Below are 16,024 nucleotides of genomic sequence, written 5' to 3' on the forward strand. Positions count from 1 at the left end.
AACAGGGGGCTCAGCCCTGCACGACGTTCTGCCGTTGCACGCCCAAGCCTTTGATGCCCAACTCCATCCTGTCGCCAGGTTTTAGATAGGTCGGCGGATTTTGGCCCATGCCCACGCCCGGAGGGGTGCCTGTCGAAATCACATCTCCCGGCTGTAGCGACATGAACTGCGACAGATGAGAGATTGCTGTCGCCACGCCGAAATGCATCGTTCGGGTCGATCCATTCTGAAACCGTTGCCCGTTCACCTCAAGATACATCTGCAGGTCCTGCGGATTGGGTACCTCATCCCGTGTCACAAGCCATGGACCTATAGGACCGAACGTGTCGGCGGATTTGCCTTTGACCCACTGGCCCGAACGGTGCAGTTGGAAATCGCGTTCTGATATGTCGTTGATGACGCAATAACCGGCGACATGGTTCAAGGCTTCGGCTTCCGAGAGGTATTTGGCCTCTTTCCCGATCACCACACCCAGTTCCACCTCCCAATCGGCTTTGACCGAGCCACGAGGGATTTCGACCGTGTCGTTGGGGCCAATAATGGCCGAAGTTGCCTTAAAAAAGATTACCGGTTCCTGCGGCAACTCCATCCCACTTTCGGCCGCATGATCGGCGTAGTTCAGACCTATGCAGACGAACTTGCCGACCTGACCCACGCAAGCGCCAATCCGCGGTTGACCATCCACTAGAGGCAGGCTTGCGGTATCCAACCTGCGCAATCGGTCCAGGGCTTCATCGCCAAGCAACTCGCCTGTGAGATCATCAATCACACCCGACAAATCACGAATTGCGCCCTTGGCATCCAGAAGACCGGGCTTTTCCGCGCCCTTGGGACCGAACCGCAGTAATTTCATTGATAGTGTTCCCTTTGCTCAGAGCGTCCGCGGCCATCATTAGCCAACAGGGGTGCGGATGGGAAATTCCGTTGTATTTGACCGGACAGCACACTTATCGACCCCCTGCACCAAAAACTCAATTCTTGTGGTGAATTAAACAGAGGACAGAGATACTGTAATCTCATTTCGTAATTTTGAATTTTTTGTGCTAGTGTCCGAGCAGATTTTACTGATTTCTTTCAAAGGTACTATTTATCGTGAGCAACAATTCACAAAACACGTTCAGGTTGCGTCCGATGGAAAGGGCAGATCTGGATTCCGTTCTGAGTTGGTTTCAGGACGTTGAAGACCTTGCGCGTTTCGATCGTACAACGCGCGTGCCCCTCAATACATCGCATGCCGAAGAATTTTGGAGAGATTCATTTACGTCTTCCGATGCCAGCCGCAAATGTTGGTTTATCGTCGAGTCCTCTGCAGGTGAGGCCGTTGGGTTGGCCGGACTCGAGTCTATCTCGAACATCAATCGCGATGCAGTGGTTGCAGTTTTCGTCAACAAGGCAATGCGCAGATCCGGCGTCGGGCTCCGGGCATCTGCTTTGGTGCTGGATCTGGCATTTCGACAGTTGGGGCTGAACCGCATAACGTCTTATTATCGTGAGGACAATCATCACAGCCGTGATCTTGTTGCGAAGATAGGATTCCAGATTGAAGGGACAATGCGTCAAGCGTGGTTCGCTGAAGGTGAGTTTCAAGATATGGTTGTTGTGGGCATTCTGAAATCCGAGTGGATGGTTCGCCGAAACGTTTTGGCACAGGAACTGGATGCGAATACGATCGTGACTTTGGGGCCGAATGATTGCGCCGACTGGTCATGGCCACCTCGGATCGCAGAGGTGTGATCAGTTCCGATCAAAACTGCTTCGGTCGTCAAAAACGTTTTTTGATATATGTTGGTTACGGGTCCGCTACGAATCCGAAAAAAGAGTAACACTTGTGAGTACGACAATTTCTGACATTCCAATTACTCAACGGCTTGGCGCAGTATTGTTCGCTGATGTCGTAGGATACTCCCGGCTCATGAGCGAGAATGAGCTGGATACCTATAATGAATTGAAAGCATTGATTTCTTTGCTTGAGGCATCGTGCGCAAAGTACAACGGCCGAGTGGTTGAGGTACGTGGGGACGGGATTTTGGCCCTGTTCGAAACTGCCACCAGCGCAGTAGAATTCGGGGTCGAATTGCATCAAATCGCAAGCGATCAGAACAAAACCCGCGCGCAGGATCAGCGAATCAAGTTCCGGGCCGGGATTCACCTTGGTGAGATACTGATAGACGAACGTGGCATTCACGGCGACAACGTCAATATCGCGGCCCGGTTGCAAGAGATAGCCGAGCCTGAGCGGGTCTATGTCAGCTCTGCCGTGTATGATCAGGTCTGCAATCGCCTGCGATATGGGTACGAGTTTCTGGGGCCAAAACAGCTCAAGAACATCATGAATCCTGTCTCGACCTACTGCGTCCGCAGCGAAGTGGCCGGCGCAACAATGGCTGGCACGATGCGCCCGGATTTGAAAGGGGACATATTCGAACGGCCGGATACGCCGTCGGTGGCCGTTCTGCCCTTCAGTAGCTCTGGCGGCGATGAGTCCGACAGCTGGATCGCCGAAGGTCTGACGGACGACATCATCATGAATCTGTCCAAGTTCCGGAACCTTTTTATCATCGCCCGAAACTCGTCGTTTTTCTTCAGGACACAATCGATGCCTCCGAAAGAGGCCGCGCAAAAACTGAATGTCCGTTATGTCGCGCGCGGCAGTGTACGTCGCTCAGCCAGTCGGATCAGGATTTCCGCCGAGTTGATTGATGCCAACACCGAGCGCACGATCTGGGGCGAACGGTTCGATCGCAAGATTGACGATATTTTCGACATTCTTGATGAGGTCACGGAATGCATTGTGGCGGCCACTGCGGTGATGATCGAGTCGCATGAAAAACAGCGCATGATTCAGGCGATTCCAAACGATCTTGAGGCCTATGGTTCGGTCCTTCAAGGTCAGCACCACATCTTCAAATATACCCGAAACGACAACCGCAAGGCACAGAATTTCTATCAATCAGCCCTTGAACGGGACGAAGGATATGCCCGTGCTGCAGCGGCGCTGTCGCGAACTCTAAATATCGACTGGCGTTATTCCTGGGCCGAAGAGCCGTCACAATCCCTGGAAAAGGCGCTGATGTTGGCGCAGCGCGCGATTGAGCTGGACCCGACCGACGCGCGTGGTTTCGGCGAATTGGGCTATGTGCACCTGTACCGCAAAGAGCATGACGCAGCCATCCAATCCTATCAGAGGGCGCTGGCGTTAAACCCAAATGACGCAGATATGCACTCTGACTTTGCCGATGCTCTGGCCCATTCGGGCGATAACGAGACGGCCATAACGCATCTTCAGCAGGCAATGCGTCTAAATCCCTATTTCCCGGATCAGTACCTTTGGCACTTGGGCGGAGCGTATTACAACCTCAGACGCTATGAGGATGTAATTGAGACGGTCAACAAGATGAACAATCCGACTGAAGGGCAGCGTATGCTGGCCGCCAGCTATGCTCAGCTGGGTCAAACGGACATGGCCCGCCTGATCCGGGAAAAGCACCGCGAGGCGCATCCAAACTTTTCGCTGGCCCGGTGGACAACCGTTCAACCGGATCGGCTAGAGGAAGACACGCAGCACTTTGTGGAAGGTCTGAAAAAGGCCGGGTTCTAAAATGCAAAGGGGCACCGCGTTCCGGTGCCCCAGAGCTTACTTTAAAAAACTGGATTTAGTCGCCGCCGCGTACCTTTGCGCCGCTGACTTTGGCCCCGCTCACCTTTGCGCCACTGACTTTGGCACCGCTGACCTTGGCCCCACTTACTTTCGCGCCGCTGACTTTGGCACCGCTGATAGCCGGGCTATCAAAGCCGAAATAGATGTCCAGCAGGACTTGTTCGAACTGGCCGGTCATCACGTCCATACGCATGGTCTGGTCAGATTTGTCGTACCGCCAGACGCGGATGCCATCGGCGACCTGATAGTCGGCCGCTGCGACGCCGCCGATACTCGGGTCTTGCGGCGCTCGGGATGCGTCGTCTGCAGGCTTATCGGGATCAGCGACCAGCTCACCTTTACCATGAACCAGAAAGATCACCGGCTCCGGCATTTCGTAATAAGTGCCCTCAAAGGCAAAGCCATAAATCTTGGCGAACCGAGGACCTTTCTCCCCTTTTTCCACCCCAAATTGATCGTCGAGATGCTTGTTGGCGCCCTTCCCTTTGGACGGAATGCGTTTGTACTCTAAATCTTCGAGCTCACGGCCATATATCAACACTTCTGAAAAACTGAGCAAGGATTCAGGCATATCTCTCTCTCCCAATTATGGGATCGACGAAGCCAGAACCCTCATCTCCCCCTCAAAATAAACTCGAAAAATATTCGAGCAAATGCGTTCCAATAATCTTCTTCCGATTGCATGCCATAAAACCGCTTAAAAATAAAGGATTTTACAAGTTACACTGGCACCTGCGTACGAACCGAGGCCGAGTGGCTGTCTTCCTCGGGGTCGGGAAGACGTGGACCGGCAGATGTCAGACCAATATCACGCATGCGGAAGTTGCCTTCGATGATGTTGCGAAACGCACCGCCAGTGATTTCCTGGTCTACAGCAAGCAGTGCTTTTTCGACGCCGAAATAGCTGAGCATGTCCGCGTCGAGCCGGTCCCACGTATCAGCCAGATAGGTTCCCAGATAGTCGCGTGCCTCGAGCAGAGCGATGCGAAACCCTTCGGGATTTTCAGCGTAGCGGCTATCAAAAATACCTTGCATAACCTCGCTGTACTCCGGTGAGTCCTCAAGCTGGTCGGACAGGTGTTCTTCTTCGGCCGAGATCAATCCATGCACCAGTAGGCGTTCGTGATAAATGTCCACGAATATGTCAAACATTGCGCCGGTCAACGGTTCCGACAGGTCATGTTCGCTGGACCATCCTGCTGCAAATTCGGACATGGACCGTGTGTTTGCGGCAATCCGGATCTGGGCGTTTTCACCCAGTTCGGCAAACCGGTTCAATCGATTGAATGTGTACAGATTTCCCCGCGTGTTTTTCAGCAGCGCTTCGACAACCGATCCAAAATGCAGCGAGGCAAGCAGGGCAACCATATCGGCAGCGGACTCGTGAAATCCGTAATATTCGCCCGACGCATCTCCGTCTGACGGCATACCAATGACGCTATAGATAATGGCATGTCCAATTTCATGGGAGACAACGTCAAAGTTCAGGCTATATGGGCGGTACTCGTCTCCATGTTCGTGTGTGCCGCCCGTTTCCAGAAACCCCCAACCAATATGTGCGTTGTCCAGACTGGGTAGCAGGGACAGTTCAAGCCGGTTGAAATCGCGTGAGAAATGCCATGGGATCGGCCGGTCAAAATACCCTTGCCAAACATCCATTGTAAAGTGAGCTGACCCGAACAAATGCGCCGCCTCAAATGAGGGGTCCGACGGGGCAATATGAAAGAAGTTCCCTAACTCATCAGGCATCGCGGGCGGTTGGATGTATCCGTCCCAAGGAGGCAGATACATACCCGGTCCATTTGGCCCGGGAACAATGGCGCCGTAAGGTGTGGTTTTGCCGACAGGATTTACAGTGTACATGCGCGGACCGGACGGCCCCGGCCCGATGCTACCTTGCGGAGCCGAAATTTCGACAAGCTCCGGTTGCGCGCCCGGTTCCAGAAAAGGTGATTGCGGATACAGCAGGAACCGTGTGCCGGGTTCTTCGTCGCTTACAGTCTCATGTGTGTTCATCAATCGACCCCTCGTGTCGGGCGGAAGTCACCTTGCTTTTTAGGACGTCTGCACAGGAACCCCTGTGGCAAAACAAATACTCTGCTTCGATCAACTCACCAAGTTCCACGCGCCCGGATAGGCCAAGCGAGGTTGCGTAGCCGTCCAGGTTATCCGGCACGTCCCGATTAAGGCGCGTTTCAAAATACCACACGACCATACGGAGACGATCTGCGCCCGAAAGTTGCCCATTCACAATCGCAGCTTTTTCCTTGGCGGCCGCCCGTTCCCGTAGATCGGTGTACTTTCCGGTTCGTTTCAGTTCGGCCAGCAATGGCCCTTCCAACTGCGTCAAACGCGCGGCGACCGCCGCATCGATCCGAGCGGCATCCGCCAGTATGTCCTCGTATTCCGCAAGGTTCAGATCATTGGCGGTCAGCCATTCCATCAAATGCGTTTTATGAGACAATCCAGCCATGGCCCTGTGGTCCGTCATCTGCCGGATCAGGGCGTCACGATCAGGTTGCCGATCCTGCTCGGCGGCCTCTTCCTGTGCCATCACGCTCAGCACTGCGCGGTTGCGCAATTCGGCGTACAGTTCCGGGTCTAACCTCAACTCGTCGATCACCGCGTGGTTCTTTGCTTCGTTGGTGTCGATGCGGTTGCGCAACTGTTTCCACACCAATGTTGGTTCGGTCCGCGTTACGGGAATTGGGGGTAGGGTGCCCCGCGACAGGCAATCCGCCATAAGGGCCAGCATCGCGCGGGCGTCATCTGCCTTGGCATCAATTTGGCCGTCGGGTAGCCAATCTAAAAAGGCCTCTATTCCGGGCAAGTCGCTTAACTCTTTGCCGATGTTCTGCCAAATGCGGCGCCGATAGTGTCTGGATTTCGCATGCTCTAGGATAGTCGCGACGCTTTCAGAAGGTAAAATCCCCTGAGCCTGCGCCTGTTTGACTGTGGCCCGGATCGATACCATCGGTGTACTGAGCGGTTGAAACCCCAGTTCTGCCGGGCTGTGCAGAACCGCGACCTCATCGTCATCGTGCAAAACGCCGCTGAGGTAGTCCTTAAAGATCCCGCCAACACCGATCATTCCAAAATCGGCAAGTTCCGCTGCTCGCAGGGCGCCCATGCTGGCGCTGCCAAATACCGGTATCCCTTGTTCCATCGCCCACAAGATTTCCTTATGCCAGACTGACGGCACACCTTCAAAAAACCCATCTATGATTCCAATGGCGTGCGGTTGATCCTTGGCTGCGCGATAAACATCACCCTGCTGAACAGGGGGTAGGATCGCAGCATTCAACCGTGCGGTGACTTCGTGCGCTGGCAGGGTAGGGCCCACAAATACAACGACGGTCATGCGGTTTCCTGCCTGATCTGCAGCGCTCTTAGTCCTGGTACATAATCCGCGTCGTCATGTGGCGCCTCCAAGCCCGGTATGACCGCCCGAACAACCGATAGATCATATTCAGGCCGAGACAAGTCCACGATCACAACCTGAGAAATCCCGACGGCCTCTAACCTGTTCAACAGCAAAGCCAGGTCATCCTCGAATGTCTTGGTTGAATGCGTCGGGCAGTCCTGAAAATTCTCTGTCGGAGTGGCACGATCGATCAGATCCCGCACATATCTACACCGATCCGTTTGCGCCTGGTCAGTGAATTCTTCCGGATCCAGATCATCGCGCGCGCCCGAGATATAGGTTAGCCGGGTCTGAGCAGCCTCTGTCACCGCGCGCAGCAACGCGATTGCTCGATCCGGATGGCACCCGTCGCCGATGCCGATGTGACCAGGCTGCCCGCTGGCCTCACAGATCACGCAGCGAAAACTGGCAATTCCGATATCCGACGTGGTGTTCCACACCCCGATCTCCAGATTTGCGCCGGTGACTTTTTCAATGGCCGCCTGACATCTTGGGTCGTCGACAGTGCCGAGATCAATACGCACGGTCGTGGTTTGATGAGACCACAGCGTCGTTGCATCCCGCTCAATCAATTCGCAAATCGCATGACAACTCGCTTCGGCGACATTGTTGCCCGAAGCCAAACCGTTTGTTGTTCTGGGAAAGGCGCGTTGTCCAGCGAGTGGAGCCGTGGTGTAGTCAGTGTCCACCATCTCAAGCGGAACCCAGCAGGCCCGTTGGCTTTTCAAATCCCGACCTTCGACCCATAACATGTTGCTATTGGGATCAAATTTCGCGCCGGTGACCTTAGGCAATCGCTCCACATCCACTACGGTCGCTTCATCAGCCAAATCGGTAAGTCTGGCAAGCCGTTGCGGAAGTCGCACACGTTCGGCATGCCAGGATTCGATCGCTTCCATAACGCCTGAAGCTTGCGCTGCCTGCAACGACAGTCCCTTACCAAGTGACACCGCAACAGATCGGGAATTGGGACGAGCAACCATGACGGTAGGCAAACCAATCCGATCCAGACCAGTCAGATTCGCGATCCGAGTTATACCCATTTCCCGAAGAAATGGTTGCACAATACTCAGGGTGTGTGCGGGGTCGCGCAGACGATGAGTGTCATGCACGTAGGTCTTTTGTGAACTATCGGTCATTTCATCGACCTTGCCAAAACAAACGTGCAGGTTCGCACAATAAAACAAACTATACGCAAATAGGATGGTAGATGAATTCGTGTGGGTCAACCTTGCTGGTTTCTGGCGTCGATTTTGTAACTAGGTGACAACTCCAAGGATTCTCATTTAACATAAGATTGATTATACGATTAATAAATGCTTATCCTCCCCCACTAAATTGTTCCGCCCCTATAGTTAGGTACCCGAGGGTCAGATCTGATAGTCAAACGATACAACCCGGAAGTGATTGTCACTAAATTATGGAAGGTTGAGGCGTTTTACGGCCAAGAGATGCTGCGCGTAGACACCATGCGATAAGTGCGGACAACAGACAGACCTTCTATCGCTGGTGTAAGCAGTATGCGGTATGGCAACCGACCAACTTAAGGAGCTAGAGCGGCTTCAGCAGGAGAATGATCGGCTGCGTCGTGCCGTGTCACACCTCACGTTGGGCAAGCTGATCCGGTCTGAAGCAGCACAGGGAAACTACTTAGCCCTTCAAGTCTCCGGGCTTGCATTGATCACATTCGTAACAAGATGCGGGTGTCCGAGCGGCGGATCTGCCGTGTTTTGGGTCAGCATCGGCCCACGCAGAGACGGTTGCCAGTTGGACGTGCCGGCGAAGACTGGCTGGCTACCTACACGATCAAGCTGATGCGCCATTCTGGTCGATACTGGTAAAGCCTTATCGCAGCCCTTCTGAGTGACGCGGGCTAGCAGATCAACAACAAGCGTGCCGAGCGCCTGTGGCGACGTAAGGGCCTCAAAGTGCCAATGAAACAAAGATGGGGCGTCTCTGGCTGAATCCTCTGAGGACTTTGCTTCGCAATGCCCTGCCGCGCTGTGGACGGGTCGTGTGTTCGACTCCGACCCGAACATCGTAATCATGTCTGGTCACATGACTTCGTTCTTCATCGGACCGATGACGGGAAAGCGTTCCTGGCGATACGGATGCTGAACTCGACAGAAGTCATTGGTGCATTGATGGACCTGTTCATCTTGCGCCACACTCCGGCCTACATCAGGTCGGACAACGGCCCGGAGTTCATCGTTACTATGGAACCCAAGGCCAATCCTGCACTCACGCTCAAACTGGACCACTCGGATGGGGCTAATCAAGGCGTCGGCTTGCCAGAAAAGGTCAGACATATTTACCGGTCGGTTGCGCGCCGTGAACCGCACCACAAAACGAAAATCAAAAAAGGGGGCCTGAACCTAACTTAGGCGGATGTGGCTACTACTATTTTTTGGTACTGGTAATTGCGCGCCAGTCTTCTGGTGGAGGCTTGTCTAACAGGCTTTGGGCACGGGCCATCATTGCGACTGAGGCGGGATCTCCATTTCGTTTTCGGTCTGCAACCTCAAATGCGGCAAGAGCCTCTTCAAACCGCCCTGCCCGGTAGTGCGCAAGGCCTTGTTCATAGGTCTCTATCCAGGCAAATGATCCGCCACGCCCATCTGCCATCGCTATCAGTTCGTAGACCACAAGCTCTTCAAGGCGCCCAAATACGGTTAGCGTGTCCAGTTCGCGCACCACGATTGTGTCGGCTGCCTGTTGTCTCGTTTCCGGCCCAATGAGGATCAGCGTGCCATAATCTTTGTTGGCTCCTTCCAACCGGCTGGCAACATTCACAACATCGCCAATCGCGGTGTAGTTTAACCGCTGCTCTGATCCGATATTTCCGACCAGAGCCTCGCCGCTGTTCAGCCCGATCCTGACACGCAAGGGATTGCCGTCATCATCTTCAATTCCAGACGCGTCCACTGCAGCGACAAGGTCCAATGCTGCGCGGCAGGCGTTTTCAGCGTGGTTCACATCCTTGCGCGGCGCCCCCCAAAACGCCATCACAGCATCACCCATGAATTTGTCGATCGTCCCACCATTTTTAGCGATAGCCGTGGAGGCCGCGCTAAAGAAGGGCTCCATCAGTTGGGTAATCTTGGGGCCAAGTTTCTCGGACAGCCCGGTGAAACCCGTGACGTCGCAGAATAAAACAGAGATCTGCTTCATCTCTCCGCCGGGCTGTATCTTGATACCCTCAGCAAGCAGCATGCGCACGAGATCTGTGGGTACGTATTTTCGGAATGCTGACAAACCAGCCGCCATGCTGGCGGTGGCCGCAGAAAGATTGGAAAGCTCAGACAGTTTGGACGGTCTGCGCTCAATCTGCTCGACGTCAAAGCGCTCAATTTTACCGAGGTCTTCGGCAATGCGTGCCAGCGGATTTGCCACAACTTTGCGGATCAGCCAGATCGCTAATCCGGTTGCAACAACCACCACAATGATCAAAACGTAAATCAGATTGATCAGCGTCTCGTCGATGCCCGAAAGAAAGGCCGCTTCAGGTATGACTGTGGCAACGCGCCAGCCGTAAAACCCCAGGGGCGTCAGCGCCACCGCATAAGGCACGCCGTCAATGACGACACGTTTCGTCAATGTACCAGAGGCATTTGCTTGTGGGTCAGCCAACAGCCTTTCGCCCGAGATCATGGCGACTTCATAAAGCTTGCCCTCGCCCATGCGCGCCGGAGTGACCTCATCCGCTTCGGCATCGGGGACCGCGATAACCTTTCCATCGGCGTTCAAGATAAACGCCGCGCCAAATTCGCCGGGCGCAAGCGTGGCAAGAAACCGTGACAAACGATCCGTTTCGATCGCAACTGCCAGAACGCCTTGTCGCGCTCTATTGACGTCTATCGGACCGGCAAAGGCGTAAACGGTTCTGTCACTATCCGGAAGGTCGCGCGCTTCGATCCACCCAGAGGAATTGAGGCCCATGAAGTTTTTAAACCAGGCATGTTCGCGCGGATCATAAGATGTTTCGGTAAAGGTCCGCTCTTCGAACTGTATGTCACCAGGAATGAAGATGTAGCGGTCTTTCCGCAGCATTCGGTCGCGGATTCCCTCATCGATTTCAATCATCTCAAGCCCACCGTCACCCAGGCGATGTGACGCGAAAAAATTTCCATCAGGCCAGCCGAAGAACATCCATGAGATATTCGGCTGCGCCTGCAATTGTGACAGGAAAACAAACTCCCGCTTGTCGGCCTGTCGCGTCGCGATGACGTTCTGAACAAAAATCGTACGAACGGCCGCCCAGGCGGCTTCGGCCGACCTGAGTGTCACGCCCACCTCGATACGGACAGTGTTTGCGATCTGGCCGTTTATTTCTGCTGCAAGCATGCGGCTATTGTCGCGCGCTGTTGTCCACCACAGGGAATGAACAATAAACGTCGACACTCCGATAGACACAGCCACCAGAATTGACACAGCAATGCCTACACTAAATCGCAATAAACTCTCCGCCAAAAAGCCACGTGTTTCAGTATTGAATTGAGACAGCTAAGAGAGCAAAGTTTTCTTAGACCCAGACGCGAAATCTCACGCAACTGTTAGTTTCAGGATATCTAACCCGTAAATAACGAGTGCAGCAAAAGCGATTGCGAAGAGAAAGGCTTTTGGCATCTTTCGTAGCGTGTCGCCATTCGCTGCCGGGCCGACCAGCATCTAGGCAAAGATGCCTTAATCGCTCCACAGCTTCCAACGGTTAAAGAGGATCTTGCGCGGACCAAAGTCTTTGGGCGCATCTCGTCAATTTAACCCGTTGCGGTTAATGAAATAATACCACTCAACACATGCCTGTCGTCAACACGGGGCTTCCCATGAGGCTTTGGAAAAAAGGGCGCAAGGCGTGCCAACTGTACGTCGCTCAACCAGAATAGATCAGGCATGCTCGCCGCCTGTTTCAGCCACGGCGAACCATACAGCTAGACGGAAATCGATCGGTCGCAAACCTAGCTCAATAGCCAGAAACGTCACGCGAGTATTCGTGATAGATTCCTGGGTCAAAGATGGAATTAATCGCCAGTTCTCGCTTGGGAAGAAGGTCCTCGGAAAACACTTGGGCGGCCTCAAAGACACCGGATGTCAGAAAGCGCGCACTCTCTGGAACCTCGCCCAGTGTCGCCGTCGGATCATTGGCCACAAGGTTGTAACCCCAAACTCCGAATGACGGGATCGAAACCTGATAGTTCACCACCTGCGGGAAAATCTCGGAAAGGGTCTCGGAAATCGTCCAATAGGTATGCGGTGAAAAGAAGGGAGAGCTGCTTTGAGTGACCAAAGCACCATCGTCGCTCAAAATGCTGTTCACCATGGCATAGAACTCGATCGAATAGAGCTTTGACAGCGCTTCGTTATGGGGGTCGGGAAAATCTATAATGATCCGATCATAGGTTTGATCGGTGGATTTGACATAGTTGAATGCATCGGTGTTGTAGACGTTCAGAATCGAGGCCTCCATGCTGTTTTCGTTCAGGCGCGCGATGGGGGCCAGATTGCGCCCCAGGTCGGTCATCGCCGGATCGAGATCAACAAGGTCGATGCGCGATACGCTGGGGTGTTTCAGGATCTCTCGCACGGCCAGCCCGTCGCCTCCGCCCAGAACCAATACGGACTTGGGGGCGTTTTCCCCCCATGACAGAACTGGATGGACCAGCGCCTCGTGATAGCGATACTCATCCGCTTCGGCGAACTGCAGGTGGCCGTCGATGTAAAGGCGCACGTCATTTTTCTGCCAGGTGTTGGTGACGACCAGTGACTGATACTGCGACTGCTTACGCCAGACGATACGGTCAAAATACAGATGGTCCTGCGCAAACGCAGTGATGCGCCCGGCCAGCAAAGTCAGCGCGAACAGCAAAACGATGGTCGCGATTGCGCTGACCAGCATCCGTTTGGGTGAATCCAGCTGGTCGCGTAGGCAAAGGACGCTCAGCAAAGCGACCATGGCATTGGTCAGGCCAATGGCGAATGAGGATGAAATCAGTCCAAGCGATGGAAGCAACAGGATTGGAAACAAAACAGATCCGAAAAGTGCTCCGATATAGTCAAGTGATAGCACGTCGGCGATGGATTCCCGCGCGGTACTGCTTTCGGACAAGACCCGCATCAAAAGCGGAATTTCCAAACCGACGAGAAACCCGATGGTCGAGATAAAGGTAAACATTCCCACCGTGTAGAACCACGGCGCATAGGGAAAGAGCATGAACAATGACACGCTGCACAGGCCGCCGACCAAGGCCAGAATCAGTTCAACCCAGATAAACGTTTGGATCAGGTTGCCGTGGAAAAAGCGTGAGACATATGACCCGACCCCCATAGCAAACATGAAAAACCCGATGGTCAGTGAAAACTGATAGACCGAGTTGCCCAGCAGGTAGCTGGACACCGTTCCAATGATCAGTTCGTAGACAATGCCGCACAGGGCAACAACAAGGATCGCGCCAAGCAGAACCATCGCCTGCCGGCGTGGCAGCTCTGTGTAACGCGGTGTCAGAGTGTCGGTCATATTGAATTCCGAATAACTGGAAAGCCCGACGCGATTAGCGCCGGGCCTGAGTGGAGTATGTTGCGGACGCGGTGCCTTATTTACCGGCGCGCAGACCACCAGCGCGAGCGCTGCGCGGAGCTGAATAGCTGGCGCGCGGCGTCACGTTCCGGTTGTTGAAGCTTGAGGCGCTGATACCGGCCGAACGCTGTCGGCTGAGCAGGTTGCCAATCAGCGCACCGGCCAGGAAGCCGGCGCCCGAGAAACGCAGGCCAGCGGACTCACCAGTAGTGTCAGTGGCGATCAGGCGTCTGTTGGCCTCGTCAATCTCGATGGTAAAAATCTCACCTTCATCCGAGTCTCGTGCGCCGTTTGCATTAGCGTCTGCATAACCCGAGAACTTGGCGTCGGATAGAATTTCAAGACCCAGCGGCTCGTCATAAAAGCGCGGTTCCGAGTTCATGATCTGGGTGAGATACTCCGTGAACTCTTCCACTTGATCGTCCGAGGCTTCGGCGATGCTGTTAGCTGTCAGATATTCCTGATACTCGTTGATCGCAAATTCGGTCCGGTCCAGAACCTGCCCAAGATCGGCGGTCTGTTCGGACTTCGGGGCCAGGAACACCGAATACCCTATGAAGCCCACAACGCCCAAAATGACGATTGTTTTTAGATTTCCAAACATAATTTCTCCTATCGAGTTAAGACTGTGTTTTCAGGTTTCATCAAGGTCATAGGACCACCAATCCTGGTGCAGGTCCTTGCCGTAGAATTCTTTGAGCGCACCGCATTTCTTCATCCCCTGCCCCTGTAATTCGGCTGCATGTGCGTCGGACAGATCAGAGGGGACAGTAAGAATGGCCATGCGATATTTCTGCGTGCGAGCCAGCGAAAGCTGCTGATCCAGCCCGTTCAAACCGGTACCGGATTCGCTCCAGCGTAGTCCCGCTACATCGTTGGTTTCCGCGGCCTTTTGCAGGTCAACGACAGACAGACCTGTGGTTGAGGCAGGATGGGCGGGCGGTAGTTCGGGCGCATCCGGATTATCCAATCCATAGATGATTTTCGCCTCTCGCGGGCTGTGATACCCAGGAACGGTCAACTCGACCGCTGCCCCGAATTCTTCATACAGCTTATGCGCGGCGGCATAGATTTTCTTGCCGAACTCTTCGTAGTCACTGGTTTCGATGAAAATCTTGCGGATCTGTAGCTGCGCAAGCTTACCCAGCATGTCGTTCAACATCTGCCCGCCCAACCCTTTGCCGGTTTGGGCCTGATCCAGGTAGGTCCAGGACAGCCACGCAACATCAGGTACATCTTCGTCAATACTGTAGCCGATCAGACCGAGCACGTTGCCCCGATCTTGCAGGACAAACATGTTTTGGGTGCCCTCGTTAACAAATTTGTCTTCAGCCTCGGCCGCGTCATCTTCATCGGTCTGGGCGATGATCTGAATGGCAGGCGATACATGCCGCCATTCCATAGGCGTGAGGGTCGGCCCCTTCGAGCCGAACAACGCATTAAACAAGGCAAGACCTCCCCCGACCAACGCGGATGTAATGTGGGTGAAAACCGCGATCTGAGACCGCAGGTACAAAAACTCGGCGACGAGCAGAATGCATATCAGCGCAAGCGCCCAAACACGTTGGCTTGGCGGTCCCGCTGCTACAAGACCAAAGGCAACAAGGGCATAGGAAACGCTTGATAACCCTACGAACCCCGGCCCGACCAGAACGAACTCTGCCACTGTGCCGGCAACGACGCTCAGGATCACAAGGCCTGCGGTCCCGGTACTGCCCAAGCGAGGTTCGGTCAGACAGCCGCCGATGAAAATCATCACACAGTTGAGTGTCAGATGGCTCAGATCGCCATGCCGGATCACGAACAACAGATGGTCGGGCAAGCTTTGCACAGGCCCCGAATAACGCACCGGACCGAACAGCACGTAGACGCAAATCGCGCACAGGATTAGAGACATCGTGACCGGGCATCTGCGCAGCTCTCTCATTCGCCCTTCAACTGCCGGCGATAGCCAGCCGCGGCACGTTTTGTCCGATCAGGCCCCGTTTGATGGATTGCACCTCAATGCGCTGCGGGCGGAAATAGGATTTCAGTACATCCAGGCTGCGCTGCGGCTCGGCGTCGCCGCACATGAAGATATCAATGGCGGCATAACCATGCTCGGGCCAAGTGTGGATCGAGATATGGGACTCAGCCAACAAAGCCACCCCGGTAAACCCTGCACGTTGTCCGAAATCATGAGCTTCGACGTCAAGGACATGCGCTTTGGCTGCAATAGCCGCGCGTGTCAGAGCTTCTTCAGCTGGAGCAGGATCATAAAGTGCAGTTGAATCGAAGAAATCCGCTAAAAGATGTACACCTAAAGAGGGCAAAACAGCGCTCATAAAAAACTCAAAGCCTCAAACCATAAATTATTGATCCACTTCTATTT

General features: G+C 54.1%; 12 protein-coding genes and 2 pseudogenes. 3 read left to right on the forward strand and 11 right to left on the reverse strand.

The genetic code is table 11. From position 1 onward, the window contains the following. Positions 1-10: 10 nt before the first annotated feature. Complete coding sequence (locus AC2FID_RS08790; protein ID WP_496836404.1) at positions 11-853, reverse strand: fumarylacetoacetate hydrolase family protein; 843 nt, start codon at positions 851-853, stop codon at positions 11-13. 278 nt (positions 854-1,131) lie between these two features. On the opposite strand from AC2FID_RS08790, the gene AC2FID_RS08795 reads away from it, so the two are divergent. Together AC2FID_RS08795 and AC2FID_RS08800 are read left to right on the forward strand one after the other, a co-directional pair. Next, complete coding sequence (locus AC2FID_RS08795) at positions 1,132-1,734, forward strand: GNAT family N-acetyltransferase (RefSeq protein ID WP_282119443.1); 603 nt, start codon at positions 1,132-1,134, stop codon at positions 1,732-1,734. A gap of 94 nt (positions 1,735-1,828) precedes the next feature. Then, positions 1,829-3,598, forward strand: a complete 1,770-nt coding sequence (locus AC2FID_RS08800) for a tetratricopeptide repeat protein (protein ID WP_282119444.1) — start codon at positions 1,829-1,831, stop codon at positions 3,596-3,598. Between the two features lie 55 nt (positions 3,599-3,653). Here the strand turns inward: AC2FID_RS08800 and AC2FID_RS08805 are convergent, their stop codons facing one another. The 4 genes from AC2FID_RS08805 to AC2FID_RS08820 all read right to left on the reverse strand — a co-directional run bounded on the left by AC2FID_RS08805 (position 3,654) and on the right by AC2FID_RS08820 (position 8,221). Then, on the reverse strand, positions 3,654-4,229 hold the full coding sequence (locus AC2FID_RS08805; RefSeq protein ID WP_282169484.1) for a pentapeptide repeat-containing protein: 576 nt from the start codon (positions 4,227-4,229) through the stop codon (positions 3,654-3,656). Positions 4,230-4,378: 149 nt separating this feature from the next. Next, a complete protein-coding gene (locus AC2FID_RS08810) occupies positions 4,379-5,674 on the reverse strand; it encodes a gluzincin family metallopeptidase (RefSeq protein ID WP_496836407.1) in 1,296 nt (431 codons plus the stop codon). Continuing rightward, entirely contained in the window at positions 5,661-7,019 is a 1,359-nt protein-coding gene (locus AC2FID_RS08815; protein WP_496836409.1) for a TfuA-like protein, read from the reverse strand. The genes AC2FID_RS08810 and AC2FID_RS08815 overlap by 14 nt, the downstream gene beginning before the upstream one ends. Beyond that, positions 7,016-8,221, reverse strand: coding sequence for a YcaO-like family protein (locus tag AC2FID_RS08820; RefSeq protein WP_496836411.1), 1,206 nt, complete (start codon positions 8,219-8,221; stop codon positions 7,016-7,018). Before AC2FID_RS08820 ends, AC2FID_RS08815 begins: the two co-directional genes overlap by 4 nt. A gap of 237 nt (positions 8,222-8,458) precedes the next feature. Between AC2FID_RS08820 and AC2FID_RS08825 the strand changes: the two are divergent. Further along, positions 8,459-9,292: pseudogene (locus AC2FID_RS08825) on the forward strand (transposase family protein); the annotation flags it as partial. A 190-nt stretch (positions 9,293-9,482) separates the two neighbouring features. On the opposite strand, the gene AC2FID_RS08830 reads toward AC2FID_RS08825, so the two are convergent. From AC2FID_RS08830 to speD, 6 genes and pseudogenes are all read right to left on the reverse strand, one after another. Further along, a complete protein-coding gene (locus tag AC2FID_RS08830) occupies positions 9,483-11,537 on the reverse strand; it encodes an adenylate/guanylate cyclase domain-containing protein (protein ID WP_282169481.1) in 2,055 nt (684 codons plus the stop codon). 231 nt (positions 11,538-11,768) lie between these two features. Next, positions 11,769-11,974: pseudogene (locus tag AC2FID_RS08835) on the reverse strand (transposase); the annotation flags it as partial. A gap of 68 nt (positions 11,975-12,042) precedes the next feature. Continuing rightward, the gene (locus AC2FID_RS08840; RefSeq protein ID WP_282169480.1) at positions 12,043-13,593 is read right to left on the reverse strand and encodes a polyamine aminopropyltransferase; all 1,551 of its coding nucleotides are present in this window, start codon (positions 13,591-13,593) and stop codon (positions 12,043-12,045) included. Between the two features lie 76 nt (positions 13,594-13,669). After that, positions 13,670-14,257, reverse strand: a complete 588-nt coding sequence (locus AC2FID_RS08845; protein ID WP_282119451.1) for a hypothetical protein — start codon at positions 14,255-14,257, stop codon at positions 13,670-13,672. A gap of 30 nt (positions 14,258-14,287) precedes the next feature. Next, positions 14,288-15,580, reverse strand: coding sequence for a GNAT family N-acetyltransferase (locus AC2FID_RS08850; RefSeq protein WP_282169478.1), 1,293 nt, complete (start codon positions 15,578-15,580; stop codon positions 14,288-14,290). 7 nt (positions 15,581-15,587) lie between these two features. Further along, positions 15,588-15,977, reverse strand: a complete 390-nt coding sequence (gene speD, locus AC2FID_RS08855) for an adenosylmethionine decarboxylase (protein WP_282169477.1) — start codon at positions 15,975-15,977, stop codon at positions 15,588-15,590. Positions 15,978-16,024 lie beyond the last annotated feature (47 nt).

Source organism: Ruegeria sp. CDSC068 (genome assembly GCF_059610545.1).

Coding starts and splice junctions, on each gene's coding strand:
- AC2FID_RS08805 (WP_282169484.1), bottom strand. CDS start 4,229: ATGCCTGAATCCTTGCTCAGTTTTTCAGAAGTGTTGATATATGGCCGT.
- AC2FID_RS08850 (WP_282169478.1), bottom strand. CDS start 15,580: ATGAGAGAGCTGCGCAGATGCCCGGTCACGATGTCTCTAATCCTGTGC.
- AC2FID_RS08815 (WP_496836409.1), bottom strand. CDS start 7,019: ATGACCGTCGTTGTATTTGTGGGCCCTACCCTGCCAGCGCACGAAGTC.
- speD (WP_282169477.1), bottom strand. CDS start 15,977: ATGAGCGCTGTTTTGCCCTCTTTAGGTGTACATCTTTTAGCGGATTTC.
- AC2FID_RS08820 (WP_496836411.1), bottom strand. CDS start 8,221: ATGACCGATAGTTCACAAAAGACCTACGTGCATGACACTCATCGTCTG.
- AC2FID_RS08795 (WP_282119443.1), top strand. CDS start 1,132: ATGGAAAGGGCAGATCTGGATTCCGTTCTGAGTTGGTTTCAGGACGTT.
- AC2FID_RS08845 (WP_282119451.1), bottom strand. CDS start 14,257: ATGTTTGGAAATCTAAAAACAATCGTCATTTTGGGCGTTGTGGGCTTC.
- AC2FID_RS08840 (WP_282169480.1), bottom strand. CDS start 13,593: ATGACCGACACTCTGACACCGCGTTACACAGAGCTGCCACGCCGGCAG.
- AC2FID_RS08810 (WP_496836407.1), bottom strand. CDS start 5,674: ATGAACACACATGAGACTGTAAGCGACGAAGAACCCGGCACACGGTTC.
- AC2FID_RS08790 (WP_496836404.1), bottom strand. CDS start 853: ATGAAATTACTGCGGTTCGGTCCCAAGGGCGCGGAAAAGCCCGGTCTT.